General features: G+C 64.0%; 12 protein-coding genes and 6 tRNA genes. 13 read left to right on the top strand and 5 right to left on the bottom strand.

Annotation, left to right across the window (positions count from 1 at the left end; all coding sequences use genetic code 11):
• The first annotated feature begins 134 nt into the window (after nt 1–134).
• A complete protein-coding gene (gene rlmKL, locus ABGX75_RS13355) occupies nt 135–2,333 on the top strand; it encodes a bifunctional 23S rRNA (guanine(2069)-N(7))-methyltransferase RlmK/23S rRNA (guanine(2445)-N(2))-methyltransferase RlmL (protein ID WP_035410246.1) in 2,199 nt (732 codons plus the stop codon).
• 40 nt (nt 2,334–2,373) lie between these two features.
• On the opposite strand, the gene ABGX75_RS13360 is transcribed toward rlmKL, so the two are convergent.
• Nucleotides 2,374–2,658, bottom strand: coding sequence for a WGR domain-containing protein (locus ABGX75_RS13360; protein ID WP_011506646.1), 285 nt, complete (start codon nt 2,656–2,658; stop codon nt 2,374–2,376).
• A 215-nt stretch (nt 2,659–2,873) separates the two neighbouring features.
• Between ABGX75_RS13360 and pdxB the strand changes: the two genes are divergently transcribed.
• Nucleotides 2,874–4,025 carry a 4-phosphoerythronate dehydrogenase PdxB gene (gene pdxB, locus ABGX75_RS13365; protein ID WP_011506647.1) on the top strand — a complete coding sequence of 384 codons (1,152 nt, stop codon included), beginning with the start codon at nt 2,874–2,876 and terminating at the stop codon, nt 4,023–4,025.
• A gap of 134 nt (nt 4,026–4,159) precedes the next feature.
• Here pdxB and htpX read toward each other — a convergent pair whose 3' ends face one another.
• From htpX to msrB, 4 genes are all read right to left on the bottom strand, one after another.
• The gene (htpX, locus tag ABGX75_RS13370) at nt 4,160–5,062 is read right to left on the bottom strand and encodes a protease HtpX (protein ID WP_011506648.1); all 903 of its coding nucleotides are present in this window, start codon (nt 5,060–5,062) and stop codon (nt 4,160–4,162) included.
• A 156-nt stretch (nt 5,063–5,218) separates the two neighbouring features.
• Nucleotides 5,219–6,451 (bottom strand): pyridoxal phosphate-dependent aminotransferase, encoded by a 1,233-nt coding sequence (locus ABGX75_RS13375; protein WP_011506649.1) that lies wholly within the window; start codon nt 6,449–6,451, stop codon nt 5,219–5,221.
• A gap of 170 nt (nt 6,452–6,621) precedes the next feature.
• Entirely contained in the window at nt 6,622–7,581 is a 960-nt protein-coding gene (ylqF, locus tag ABGX75_RS13380) for a ribosome biogenesis GTPase YlqF (protein ID WP_011506650.1), read from the bottom strand.
• 125 nt (nt 7,582–7,706) lie between these two features.
• On the bottom strand, nt 7,707–8,108 hold the full coding sequence (gene msrB, locus ABGX75_RS13385; protein WP_035410237.1) for a peptide-methionine (R)-S-oxide reductase MsrB: 402 nt from the start codon (nt 8,106–8,108) through the stop codon (nt 7,707–7,709).
• Between the two features lie 204 nt (nt 8,109–8,312).
• On the opposite strand from msrB, the gene ABGX75_RS13390 reads away from it, so the two are divergent.
• The 11 genes from ABGX75_RS13390 (at nt 8,313) to ABGX75_RS13440 (ending at nt 12,924) form a co-directional block, all read left to right on the top strand.
• Nucleotides 8,313–8,388 (top strand) — tRNA-Glu (locus ABGX75_RS13390).
• Nucleotides 8,389–8,411: 23 nt separating this feature from the next.
• Nucleotides 8,412–8,486, top strand: a tRNA-Gly gene (locus ABGX75_RS13395).
• A gap of 6 nt (nt 8,487–8,492) precedes the next feature.
• Nucleotides 8,493–8,568, top strand: a tRNA-Glu gene (locus tag ABGX75_RS13400).
• Between the two features lie 41 nt (nt 8,569–8,609).
• A tRNA-Gly gene (locus tag ABGX75_RS13405) sits at nt 8,610–8,684 on the top strand.
• 22 nt (nt 8,685–8,706) lie between these two features.
• A tRNA-Glu gene (locus ABGX75_RS13410) sits at nt 8,707–8,782 on the top strand.
• Nucleotides 8,783–9,014: 232 nt separating this feature from the next.
• Nucleotides 9,015–9,977, top strand: coding sequence for an ABC transporter ATP-binding protein (locus tag ABGX75_RS13415; protein ID WP_035410235.1), 963 nt, complete (start codon nt 9,015–9,017; stop codon nt 9,975–9,977).
• Nucleotides 9,974–10,747, top strand: coding sequence for an ABC transporter permease (locus tag ABGX75_RS13420; protein ID WP_110061269.1), 774 nt, complete (start codon nt 9,974–9,976; stop codon nt 10,745–10,747). Before ABGX75_RS13415 ends, ABGX75_RS13420 begins: the two co-directional genes overlap by 4 nt.
• A gap of 1 nt (nt 10,748) precedes the next feature.
• Nucleotides 10,749–11,582, top strand: a complete 834-nt coding sequence (queF, locus tag ABGX75_RS13425; protein ID WP_347410501.1) for an NADPH-dependent 7-cyano-7-deazaguanine reductase QueF — start codon at nt 10,749–10,751, stop codon at nt 11,580–11,582.
• A gap of 83 nt (nt 11,583–11,665) precedes the next feature.
• Nucleotides 11,666–12,226 carry a nitroreductase family protein gene (locus ABGX75_RS13430; protein ID WP_287124055.1) on the top strand — a complete coding sequence of 187 codons (561 nt, stop codon included), beginning with the start codon at nt 11,666–11,668 and terminating at the stop codon, nt 12,224–12,226.
• Nucleotides 12,223–12,780 (top strand): YiiD C-terminal domain-containing protein, encoded by a 558-nt coding sequence (locus ABGX75_RS13435; RefSeq protein WP_347410500.1) that lies wholly within the window; start codon nt 12,223–12,225, stop codon nt 12,778–12,780. Before ABGX75_RS13430 ends, ABGX75_RS13435 begins: the two co-directional genes overlap by 4 nt.
• Nucleotides 12,781–12,836: 56 nt before the next feature.
• A tRNA-Ser gene (locus ABGX75_RS13440) sits at nt 12,837–12,924 on the top strand.
• Nucleotides 12,925–13,284: the final 360 nt, after the last annotated feature.

Raw genomic sequence — 13,284 nt, forward strand, 5'->3', positions numbered from 1 at the left:
TGCGTTTTCAGTAGCTACACTTCTAATCTTTAGCGCGTTGGCGCGGATTTGTCGACCAGCGATTTGGCATAAGCCAAACGTTCCATGTAAACCACAGGAATATGACCGGTGCGTGGCGCCGGGATGACGACTTTATGAACGACGTGCAATCCCAACCCTTGACGCTCTACATCGCCTGTCCGCGTGGGCTCGAGGGCTTGCTGGCCGATGAACTCGCGGACTTCGGCGCGGAGGTGACCGGCACCACCGTGGCGGGCGTCCATGCTCAGGCCGATACGGCGATGGCGTATCGCATCTGCCTGTGGTCGCGCCTGGCGAATCGCGTGGTGCTATGTCTTCTGCGCGAGCAGGGCATCGAACGTCCCGAGGCCCTGGTCGAGGCGGCGCGACGGGTGGACTGGGGCGCACACCTGCGCGCCGGGAGCAGTCTGGCCGTGGATTTTCACGGTCAATCCGAGCATATCCGTCATACCCGCTTCGGGGCGCAAAGCGTCAAGGATGGCATCGTCGATGCGATGCGCGCGGCCGGGCGCGAGCGGCCGGCCGTCGATCTCAAGACGCCCGATGCCCGTATCTATGCACACCTGCATCGTGGGCGTCTGCTGCTGGGGCTCGACCTGGTCGGAGGCAGCCTGCACCAGCGTGGCTACCGCCGTGACGCTGGCCACGCACCGCTCAAGGAAAATCTGGCCGCGGCCCTGTTGATGCGCGCCGACTGGCCCGCTCGGGCGCGGCGGGGCGAGCCCCTGGTCGATCCGCTGTGCGGCGCGGGGACATTGCTCATCGAGGCGGCGCTGATGGCGGCGGACATTGCCCCCCAACTGTCGCGCGACTATTTCGCTTTCGAAGCCTGGGAGGGGCACGACCCCGACGCGTGGCGGGAGCTCCAGCGCGAAGCGCAGGCGCGCGCCAACGTCGGACGTCGTCGTGTGAAGTCGAAGCTGTACGGGCGCGATCAGAGCCCGCCGGCGATCGCCGCCGCCAAGGCCAACGCCATGCGCGCGGGGATTCCCGCCCTGATCGATCTGCAGGGCGCCGAAGTGGCGCAACTCACGCGGCCGGAAGGCGTCGACGGGCCGGGGCTGGTCATCACCAACCCGCCGTACGGCGAACGCCTGGGCGAGCTCCCCGAGGTGGTGCCCATCTACGCCGCCCTGGGCGAGCGCCTGCGTGCCGAGTTCGAGGGCTGGCAGCTGGCGCTGTTCACCGGCAACCCCGACCTGGGGCATCGCACGGGGCTGCGTGCCGAAAAGCAGTATGCGTTCAAGAACGGGCCACTGGACTGCAAGCTGCTGCTGATCCCGGTCGTGGCGCAGCGTACCGAGCGCGAGACGTCCTCGGAAGGCGACGAGCCGCAGGGAGCAAGTGGGGCGACGTCCCGCCCCGGCCCACGCAACGACGGGGCCCAGATGTTCGCCAACCGTCTGGAAAAGAACCGCAAGCGGTTGAAGAAATGGCTCAAGCAGTCCGGCGAGCGCTGCTATCGGCTCTATGACGCGGACATGCCGGAATACGCCCTGGCAGTGGATGTCTACGGCGACCGTGTCCACGTGCAGGAGTATGCGCCACCGCGCTCCGTGGACCCGCGCCAGGCACAGCGTCGCCTGCTCGACGCTCTGGAAGTCATTCCGCAGGTCCTGGGTGTGCGTCCGGAAAGCGTGCATTACAAGCAGCGCACCCGGCAGGCGGGCAAGGCTCAGTATGCCAAGCAGGATGCCAGCGGCGAGCGGTTCGAGGTCAGCGAAGGCCCGGCGCGGCTATGGGTCAATCTGCGCGATTACCTGGATACCGGGCTGTTCCTGGATCATCGTCCGGTGCGCCGGCGGTTGCGCGAAATGGCCGACGGCAAGCGCTTCCTCAACCTGTTCTGCTACACGGGCACGGCCACGGTGCAGGCGGCCCTGGGTGGCGCGAGCGACAGCGTCAGCGTCGACCTGTCCAATACCTACCTGGCCTGGGCACGCGACAACTTCGCCCTCAACCGCCTCGATCCGAGCCGGCATCGCGTCGTGCGCGACGACTGCCTGCGGTGGCTGGAAACGGCGGGCAGCGAGTTCGACTTGATCTTCATGGATCCGCCGACGTTCTCCAATTCCAAGAAGATGGACGCCGTGCTCGACGTGCAGCGCGACCACGCACGGCTCATCGAGCTGGCCATGGCGCGCCTGGCGCCGGGCGGCACGCTGGTGTTTTCCAACAACCAGCGGCGCTTCGTGCTCGATGCCGCCGTCGGGGAACGCTTCGCGGTGGAGGACATCTCGGCACGCACGTTCGACCCGGACTTCTCGCGGCGTCCGGACCTGCATCACTGCTTTCTGATTCGCCACCGCTGAGCGGTGCCGGTAGCAGGGAGGTCGTGTGGTTCGGCGGCGCTCAGGCGCCGTCGAGCAGCGACAGCTGGCGCATGGCTTCCTGGGCTTCGGGGCTCGAGTCGTCGCTCGCCTCGAAGACCTTGGCGAAGCCGCGCGAGGTCTGGATATGCGCGACGTCCTCGAGCCATGTCATGGCCTGGGCGTAGCTGTCGGCCAGCTGGTGCTTGAGACCGCCGAACTGGGTGCCGATCTGCCCCCAGGCGCGGCTGAATATCCAGTCACCGAACATGTCCTGATGGACATGCACGAGGACGTAGTCGTGTTCACTTTCCCAGCGGACGATCACGCGAACTCCTGGTGGCGCCGTGATGACGGCGATGAAACATGACGATGCGTCACCACCTCATGACGGGCTTGTGACGTATCTTTCGCGGGCCTACTATCGAATACCGGCAAGCTGGCCCCGGATGCCTGTATCGGGGCGGCCGTGACCGGCCAAGAGGCGCCTTGCGCGTATTGTAACCGGCCGCCGGACTTGGACAAGGGAGAAAAGAGAAGGTCATGCGCATCCTGGTCGATGAAAACATTCCCCTGGCGGACGAATTCTTCGGAGAGCTGGGCGACATCACCCGCTTGCCCGGCCGCGATATCGACGCGGCGGCGGTACGCGAGCAAGACCTGCTGGTCGTGCGCTCGATCACCCGCGTGGATGCGGCGCTTCTGGAAGGTTCCCGCGTGCGCTTCGTCGGCACCTGCACCATCGGTACCGATCACGTCGATCTCGATTACCTGCGCGAGGCGGGCATCGGGTTCGCCAATGCTCCGGGATGCAATGCCGACTCGGTGGTCGACTACGTGCTCTCGAGCCTGCTGCTGCTGGCCGAGGAGGATGGCTTCCATCTGGCCGGCAAGACCATCGGCATCGTCGGAGTCGGCAACGTGGGCAGCCGCCTGGCGGAGCGTCTCGACGATCTCGACGTCGAATGCCTGCTGTGCGATCCGCCACGCGCCGAGGCGGAAGGGCGCGAGGATTTCCTGTCGCTCGATGCGCTGCTCGAGCGGGCCGAGATCGTCTGCCTGCATACGCCGCTGGTGACGGAGGGCGAGCATGCGACCCGGCACCTGCTCGACGCGTCGCGCATCGACGCCCTGGCGCCGGGCACGGTGCTGATCAACGCCGGGCGTGGCGCCTGTGTCGATAACCAGGCCCTGCGCGAGCGGCTGCAGCGCGCCAACGACCTGCGGGTGGTGCTCGACGTGTGGGAAAACGAGCCCGGCATCGACCCCGCGCTCTACGACCTCGTGGACATCGCCACGCCGCATATCGCCGGGCACAGCATCGACGGCAAGATGCGCGGCACCGAGCTGGTCTATCAGGCGGCGATGCGTCAGTTCGGGCTGCCGGCACGCAAGAAGCTGGGGCAGCTCAAGCCTGACCCCTGGCTGCGCAAGATCGTGCTGACGCCCTGGGCGCCGCCGCTTGAAGCGCTCTCGCTATGCACGCGGGCCTGTTACGACGTGCGCCGCGACATGCTGGCATTCGACCGCTACCGGCGGCGCATGGGCATGGCAACGGGCTTCGACGCCTACCGTGCCGAGTATCCGCTGCGTCGCGAGTTTTCCACCTTGCGGGTCGAGCTCAAGCAGAACAAGGGCGGCCTGCGCGATGCCCTCGAAGGCTTTGGCTTCAAGGTCAAGCTGTCCAGCAAGTAGCACGTGGCAAGTAGCAAGCGGCACGTGGCATGTCGCCTGACGTCATGCAGCGTGCCGAGATGAAAACACCCACCGACCTTTTGATGACATTCCAGGCCGGTGGGTGTTTTGCGTTGCGCAGCAGCCTGCCGCGATCATTCGCGATAGGCGCTTTCCTTGAGGGCACGGATGCGGTCGTCCAGCGGCGGGTGGCTGGCGAACAGCCGTTCCATCAGCTTGCGGGTCTGTCCGGTGGTGATGGCGAAGGCCGTCAGCGTATCCGGCATCTGATCGGGCATTTGCGTCTCGGCCTTGAGGCGCGCCAGGGCATTGATCATCGCGCCGCTGCCGGCGAGCTTGGCACCGGCGGCGTCGGCGCGGTATTCGCGGAAGCGCGAGAACCAGGCCACTACCATCGAAGCCACCAGGCCGAAGACGATTTCCGCCACGATCACGACCGCCATGTAGCCGAAAAAGCCCAGGCCGCCGCCCTCGTCGTCGCGACGCAGGAAGCTATCCACCAGTTGCGCCACGATCCGCGCAAAGAACATCACGAAGGTGTTGAGAACCCCCTGGATGAGCGCCAGGGTGACCATGTCGCCGTTGGCGACGTGGCCGATCTCGTGCGCCAGTACCGCGCGGATTTCCTCGGGACGCATGCGTTCGAGCAGGCCGGCGGAAACCGCGACCAGGGCATCGTTCTTGTTCCAGCCCGTGGCGAAGGCGTTGGACTGTTGCGCGGGGAAGATCGCCACCTCGGGCATCTTGATGCCTGCGTCGCGCGCCAGTTCGCCGACGGTGTCGAGCAACCAGCGCTCGGTGGCGTTGCCGGGCTGTTCGATCACCTTGGCCTTGGTGCTCATCTTCGCCATCCACTTGGAAATGAACAGCGACACCAATGAGCCCGCCATGCCGATCACGAAGCAGAAGATCAGCAGGCTGTTCATGTTGAGCCCGTTGGCGTTGAGGTAGGGTTCCACGCCTAGCAGTCGCAACGTAATACTGGCCACGAGCACCACGGCCAGGTTGGTCGCCAGGAAAAGCAGAATTCGCATCATCGGTGGGTTCCCTCAGTCAGTGAGTCAACAATGGGTATGTCGATTCTCGTTGGCCATTAGATACGGCGTCTTGCCCCGGGTTTCAAGGCAAACATCGTTTTTCGTTGAAAGAACGATGATTTGCCCAGGCCAGACATGGCCCGGGCAAATGCCGCCTCATTGACGGTAACGCGACAGGAAGTTGGCGAAGCGGTCCAGGGCGTCGCCGAGCTGATCGGCCCACGGCAGGGTGACGATGCGCACGTGGTCCGGCGAGGGCCAGTTGAAGGCCGTGCCCTGTACCAGCAGGATCTTTTCCTGCAGGAGCAGGTCGAGCACCAGCTTCTGGTCGTCCTGAATGTTGAAGACCTCGGGATCGAGACGCGGGAAGGCGTAAAGCGCGCCCTTGGGCTTGACGCAGCTGACGCCGGGAATGGCATTGAGCTTGTCGTAGGTAATGTCGCGCTGAGCGAGCAGCCGCCCGCCGGGCAGCACCAGGTCGTTGATCGACTGATAGCCGCCGAGCGCCGTCTGGATGGCGTGCTGGGCGGGTACATTGGCGCACAGACGCATCGAGGCCAGCATGTTGAGGCCCTGGATGAAATCGTCGGCCCGCTGTTTGCCGCGGTTGCCGGACAGGATCATCCAGCCGCTGCGGAAGCCGGCGCAGCGGTAGCTCTTGGAGAGGCCATTGAGCGTCACCACGAGCTGGTCGTCGTCGGCCAGTGCGCCGGTGGATACGTGCTCGACGTCGTCGTAGAGGATCTTGTCGTAGATCTCGTCGGAAAACACCACCAGCCCATGACGCCGCGCGATCGCCAGCAGTTCCTTGACCACTTCCGGCGGATAGACGGCGCCAGTGGGGTTGTTGGGGTTGATGAGGACGATGGCCTTGGTGTGCGCGGTGATCTTGTCGCGCACGTCGTTCAAGTCCGGCGCCCAGTCGGACTGCTCGTCGCACAGATAATGCACCGGGCGTCCACTGGCGAGATTGGTCGCCGCCGTCCACAACGGATAGTCGGGGGCGGGAATCAATACCTCGTCGCCATCGTCGAGCAGTGCCTGCATGGCCATGACGATCAACTCGGAGACGCCGTTGCCGATGAAGACATCCTCGATGCCTACATCGGGAATCCGCTTGCGCTGGCATTCCTGCATGATCGCCTTGCGTGCCGAGTACAGCCCCTTGGAATCGCAGTAGCCCTGTGCCGTCGGCAAGTTGCGCATCACGTCCTGAAGGATTTCCTCCGGGGCTTCGAACCCGAAGGGCGCGGGGTTGCCGATATTGAGCTTGAGGATGCGTTGCCCTTCGTCCTCGAGGCGCTTGGCGTGGTCGAGCACCGGGCCGCGAATGTCATAACAGACGTTGTCGAGCTTGTGCGATTTCCGAATGGGGGTCTCGGTATCCATGGGGCTTCCGTTTGCTGCGCAGCCGATGGGGTGGAGGCGGTGTTTCCGTACCGTCGGGGCGGGCTGCCGCGCCGTTTCCTAGCATACCGTGGCGCGCGGGCCACGCAAATGGCGCGCGCCTGATATCACCTCGTGCAAGGCGATATCAGGCGCGACGGATGGCTGCGGCCTCAAGCGGAAGGCGGTGCATCCGTGGCAGTCTCGGGGTCGCTTTCCTCGGGGAGGGGGATGTCGTCCGGGGTTTCCAGCGTGAGGCGTCCGAGCTTGCCGTCGCGCAGCTCATGCAGCAACACCTCGGCGCCGCGATGCATGTCGACGATGCCGCCGGCGCGCAGGCCGCCACGCTTGCTGGCGATGGCCTCGACGATGGCCTGGCCATCGAAGCCGGCGAGTGCCAGCAGGTCGCGATGTGGAGGGCCATCGGCCTCGACGCTGCCGGCATCGGGGTTGGGAGCATAGCTGGGCAGCGTCTTGAGCTTGTAGCGTGCCTTGAGGGCCTCGGGATAACGCTTGGCCAGTTCGGCGGCGGCGACGATGGCGACATCGCTGTATTCCATGGCGGTATCGCGAATCGCGCCGCTGGCCGCCAGGCGGTAGGCGCTGGCCTGGTCCTCGATCTTCGGCCACAACACCCCCGGGGTGTCGATCAGGGCGACGCGGCCATCCAGACGAATCTTCTGCTGACGCTTGGTGACCGCCGGTTCGTTGCCGGTCTTGGCGATTTTCTTGCCGGCCAGGCCGTTGATCAGGGTCGACTTGCCGACATTGGGAATGCCCATCACCATCACGCGCACGTCACGGTCGGCACGCACATGACCGGCCAGTTCGTGACACAGGGCGGGAATCCGCTTCAACTCGCGCGCCTGGGTGGTGGTGACCGCCAGGGCACGGGTGTCCGGACGCTCATTGAAATAGGCCACCCAGCGCTCGGTCTGTTCGGGGTCGGCCAGATCGGCCCGCGAGAGTACCTTGAGCACCGGCTTGTGCTCGGTCAGTTCGGCCAGCATGGGGTTGGCGCTGGAGTAGGGCAGGCGGGCGTCGAGGACCTCGAGTACCACGTCGATCTCCGGCAGCGCCTCCTTTATCTGGCGGCGGGCCTTGTGCATGTGTCCGGGATACCAACCCAGCATCGTCTCTCTCCAGCTCGCAACAAACGGCCGCCCATGGTAGCAGAGCGAGGCCCGCTAGCGGAGTGGCGGCCGCGATGAATCGCACCTCGGGCGAGCGATTCATCGGCGAGGGGAAGCGCCAGAGATCACTCCCCGGGATGGAAGTCGAGCGATACCGAATTGATGCAGTAACGCAGCCCCGTGGTGTCCTGAGGTCCGTCGGGAAACACATGGCCCAGGTGCGAGTCGCAGCGACGGCATGTCACCTCGATGCGACGCATGCCGTGTGACGTGTCCAGATGCTCCTCGACACTCGCATCGGCCAGCGGACGATCGAAGCTGGGCCAGCCACAGCCGGCATCGAACTTGTGCTCGTTTTCGAACAACGGCGCTCCGCAACAGACGCAGTGGTAGATGCCTTGTTCGTCGGAGACCTGGTAGTCGCCGGTGAACGGGCGCTCGGTGCCTTTTTCGCGCGTCACCCGGTACTGCTCGGGGGTCAGTTGCTGTTGCCACTCGTGTTCGCTTTTCTGGACTTTCTCGCTCATGGTCGACTCCTGTTGCTTGTGGCGCGGTCATCGTGACGATCACCGCGATATGCCATGCCTTGGGGGCCCCACGGGGATGGGCGTTGTCTGGTCAATGACATGGGGGCATGGCAGCGACAAGAAAAGGGTGTCGAGACAGAGGGTTGACACCCAAGGGGGTGCCCAGTAATATGCGCCGCACCTCGACGAGGCGAGTGACGACACGTCCCATTCGTCTAGTGGCCTAGGACACCGCCCTTTCACGGCGGTAACAGGGGTTCGAACCCCCTATGGGACGCCAACTCACCTCGTGTGGCTGGAAATGCGGGAATAGCTCAGTGGTAGAGCATCGCCTTGCCAAGGCGAGGGTCGCGAGTTCGAATCTCGTTTCCCGCTCCAAAATGCGTCCCATTCGTCTAGTGGTCCAGGACACCGCCCTTTCACGGCGGTAACAGGGGTTCGAACCCCCTATGGGACGCCACTTCCAGTCAGTACGAGGCAGCAGTACGGTGTCATTGTGATGCGGGAATAGCTCAGTGGTAGAGCATCGCCTTGCCAAGGCGAGGGTCGCGAGTTCGAATCTCGTTTCCCGCTCCAAATACACCTCCCCCCGATTTACGTCCCATTCGTCTAGTGGTCCAGGACACCGCCCTTTCACGGCGGTAACAGGGGTTCGAACCCCCTATGGGACGCCACTCTTGTCGTTTCGCTTTTGATCTCGATGCTTGCCTTGCGGTCCACGCATGAGGGCGAATGCCCGTGATGTGGGGCGTCCGAATGATGGAACGTCACGCGTCGAGCGCGGCAGGCGGGACGGCCGGTATCGCGGGACGTTGATTTTTCACGATATGCCCGCACTATTTGCTTTCTTTGCAAAGTATTTTCTTCGTAACGCTTTCTTCGAATATCAAGAATTGGGTGCGCCAGATGGCAGAACCAGCACTGTCCATCCGCGGGCTGACCAAGGTCTACGGTAATGGCTTCAATGCCCTCAAGGGCATCGATCTCGACGTCGCCGAAGGCGACTTTTTTGCGCTTCTCGGTCCCAACGGGGCGGGCAAGTCGACGACACTAGGCATCGTCTCGTCCCTGGTGCAGAAGACGGCCGGCAAGGTGAGCGTGTTCGGTATTGATATCGACCGCGACTTCGCCAAGGCCAAGTATCACCTCGGCGTGGTGCCGCAGGAATTCAACTTCAACCAGTTCGAGAAGGTCGAGGACATCGTCCTGACCCAGGCGGGCTATTACGGCATGCCGATGCGCGAGGCCAAGCCGCGCGCCGAGCAGCTGCTGCGCGATCTCGGTCTGTGGGACAAGCGCAAGGGGAGTGCGCGCATGCTCTCCGGCGGCATGAAGCGCCGCCTGATGATCGCGCGTGCCTTGATCCACCGCCCGCGCCTGTTGATTCTCGACGAGCCGACCGCCGGGGTGGATATCGAGTTGCGCCGCAGCATGTGGGAGTTCATGCAGCGGATCAATCGTGAAGGCACCACCATCATCCTCACCACGCATTATCTGGAAGAGGCCGAGAGCCTGTGCCGCAACATCGCCATCATCAACCACGGCGATATCGTCCAGAACACCAGCGTGCGTGACCTGCTGGCCCAGCTCAACACCGAGACCTTCCTGCTCGATCTGGCCCGGCCGGTCGAGACCGCGCCGGAACTGGAAGGCTTCAGCGTGGAACGTGTCGACGCCACGCAACTGGCGCTGTCGGTCGAGCGTGGCCAGCGCCTCAACGACGCCTTCGCGCAATTCTCCGCACAGGGCTTCGAAATCGTCTCGATGCGCAATCGCGCCAACCGCTTGGAGGAAATGTTCGTGTCGATGGTCGAGCACGCCAATGCCGAAAGCGGCCGGTCCACCGACAAGGTGGAGGTGCGCTCATGAATGCCTGGCAGACCTGGATCGCGCTTTGGACCCTGGTGACCAAGGAAGTGCGCCGCTACATGCGCATCTGGCCGCAGACGCTGCTGCCGCCTTCGATCACCATGACCATGTACTTCATCATCTTCGGCAACCTGATCGGCTCGCGCATCGGGCCCATGGACGATATTCCCTACATCGATTACATCGTGCCCGGTCTGATCATGATGGCGGTGATCACCAATAGCTACTCCAACGTGGCCTCGAGCTTCTTCTCCAACAAGTTCCAGCGCAGCGTCGAGGAGATGATGGTCTCGCCGATGCCCAACTGGGTGATTCTCGCCGGTTTCGTGATCGGCGGTGCTTCACGCGGCCTGGCCGTGGGCTTGATCGTCACCGTGGTCTCGATGTTCTTCACCGACCTCTCGATTCACCATCCCTGGGTGACCATCGGGGTGGTGATCATGACGGCGCTGCTGTTTTCCATCGGCGGGTTCATCAACGCCCTGGTGGCGCACAAGTTCGACGACATCTCGATCGTGCCGATCTTCGTGCTGACGCCGCTCACCTACCTGGGCGGGGTGTTCTACTCGATCAACATGCTGCCGGACTTCTGGCAGGGCGTGTCGATGGTCAATCCCATTCTGTACATGGTCAACGCCTTCCGCTACGGCATTCTCGGGGTCTCGGACATCCCGGTCGGCGGAGCGCTGGTGGCCATCGCGGTCTTCATCGTGGTGTTCTTCGCGGTGGGGCTGTGGATGCTCGACCGTGGCAAGGGGATCCGGAGCTGACATGAGCGAACGTGACAAAACCCTCGAGCATGCGCCGCTGGGTCGCGAGTCCGCGTATCCCGAGCACTACGACGCCGGCCTGCTGTTTCCCATTCCCCGGCAGGCCAACCGCGCGCCGCTGGGGCTCGATGATGCCGCGCTGCCGTTCGAGGGCGAGGACGAGTGGTACGCCTTCGAGCTTTCCTGGCTCGACGCGAAGGGCAAGCCGATCGTCGCCGTGGCCCGGTTCCGGCTGCCCGCCGACTCCCCCTCGCTGATCGAATCGAAGTCTTGGAAGCTGTACCTCAACAGCTTCAACCAGACGCGCTTCGACAGCCGCGAGGCGGTGATCGACACGCTCGAGCGTGACCTGGCCCAGGCGGCGGGCGCGCCGGTGGCGGTGGCCCTGTTCGGCGTCGAGGACGATGCCCTGATGCCCCGAGCGCTGCCCGGCGAGTGCCTGGACGATCTCGACGTGAGCATCGAGCACTACACGCCGACTCCCGAGCTGATCGAAGTCGGCGAAGAGGCCGTCGAAGAAACGCTGCACTCGCATCTGCTCAAGTCCAATTGCCCGGTGACCGGCCAGCCCGACTGGGGCAGCGTGCTGATTCGGTATCGCGGCCCCCGGCTGGAGCGTGAGGCCCTGCTGAAGTATCTGATCTCCTACCGGCAGCATCAGGACTTTCACGAGCACTGCGTCGAGCATCTGTTCGTCGATCTCATGGCGCGGGCCAGGCCGGAGCGGCTGCTGGTCATGGCGCGCTACGTGAGGCGGGGCGGGCTGGATATCAGCCCCTGGCGGGGTACGCCCGGCGAGCGGCCGCCCACGCCACTCCGGCTGGCGCGTCAGTGAGCGTGCAAACTGACGCCATGCATTGAACACCGGCGGCTTCGGCCGCACATCATTACCCTATTCAGACGGCCAAGGAGATGTTCATGGATGCCATGACCTTACTGCACGAGCGCAGCTCGATGGGGAAACTGGCCGCGCCCGCCCCCGACCGCGACCAACTGGACGCGCTGTATCGTGCCGCCTTGCGTGCGCCCGATCACGACGCCCTGACGCCATGGCGGTTCATCGAGTTTTCCGGGGAAGGGCTCGACCGGCTGGGCGAGCTGTACGCCAAGGCCGAGCAGCGTCTCAATCCGCATATCGACGACGGCCACCTGGATGCCGCGCGCAAGAAGCCCAAGCGTGCGCCGATGATCATCGCGGTGATCGCCAAGGTCACGCCCGATCATCCCAAGGTGCCGCGTATCGAACAGCTGCTTTCCGCCGGTTGCGCGGCGCATGGCATCCTGCTCGCAGCGCAGGCGCAAGGCCTGGGCGCCATGTGGCGTACCGGCCACTACGCCTTCGACCCCACCGTGCGTGAAGGCCTCGGCCTCGCCGAGGACGACGAACTGGTCGGCTTTCTGTATCTCGGCCAGATGGGCGGGCGCCACAAGCCGCTGCCCGAGCGCGATCCGAGCGACTTCATCGAGCGCTGGTCGTGAACGCTACGCCACGCCGTCCGGGGGTGATGCATCCCCGCTTGCCGTTGCCCGAGGCCAGTGACGGAGACGACCTCGAGGACTTTCTCGCCTGGTTGCGAGAGGCGATCCCGCAGGTCGCGCATTACGGCATTCACTCGCCCGCCTGGGACGCGACGACGCTCCACTGGCAAGTCGCGCTGGATGCCAACCTCAATGACAAGGGCACCGGCTTCGGCGGCGCGCTCGCCGCCGAGACCACGCTGCTCGGCTGGTGCTGGACGACGCTGTGGCTGCGCGCCCGGGGCAGGGCGCAAGACGTGGTGATCGCCGAAGGCCAGCAGCGTTTTCTCGCCCCCGTCACCACGGACTATCACATGCAGTGTTTCCCTCTCGAAGCCGACGGCATCGCCCGGCTGGAGGCCTCGCTGGCGGAGAAGGGGAGAGGGCGCATCACCCGTCCAGCGCGTCTACTGCGGCGACACGCTCTGCATGGAAGCCCAGGGCAGCTACGCGGTACTCAAGTGATTCCCTGCCGAAAAGGAAAATCGCTTGCAAAACAGCACTTAGCTCGATAGTATGTGCGCCGTTCTGACGGACATGGTCAACGCCACCCGACGGGACGACAATTTGCGGAGGGGTGTCCGAGTGGTCGAAGGAGCGCGCCTGGAAAGTGCGTAAGTCGAAAGGCTTCGAGGGTTCGAATCCCTCCCCCTCCGCCAGAATCTAGAAAAGCCGCTGAGCCATCAGCGGCTTTTTTTGTGCCTGCCTTTTGGAAGTGATGCCCCGCACTTCTTGGGTTTCTAACCTCGTCTTCACCATCCCCGTTTGGTCGCATATCCGCTCATTTAGGAATGACAGAGACCTTGGCTTTCGGTAGTGTGTCCTAAGTGTTTTGAGTGGTAGGCGGATGTTATAGCCCTTAGCCACTCGGGACTAGCTCAGATGCAAGGTTGGAGTGCGTGTCGCCAAGTGGGAAGTATTGCATCCCGGCAGGTCTTGGGTGGATAAATGCCAGCCTTGCGTCGAGTCGCAGGAGCAAGTGATCCAAGAGGCAAGGAATCATCTACGGAACAACCCCT

It is taken from the genome of Chromohalobacter sp. (assembly GCF_039830575.1).
GTDB classification, from domain to species: Bacteria; Pseudomonadota; Gammaproteobacteria; order Pseudomonadales; family Halomonadaceae; genus Chromohalobacter; species Chromohalobacter israelensis.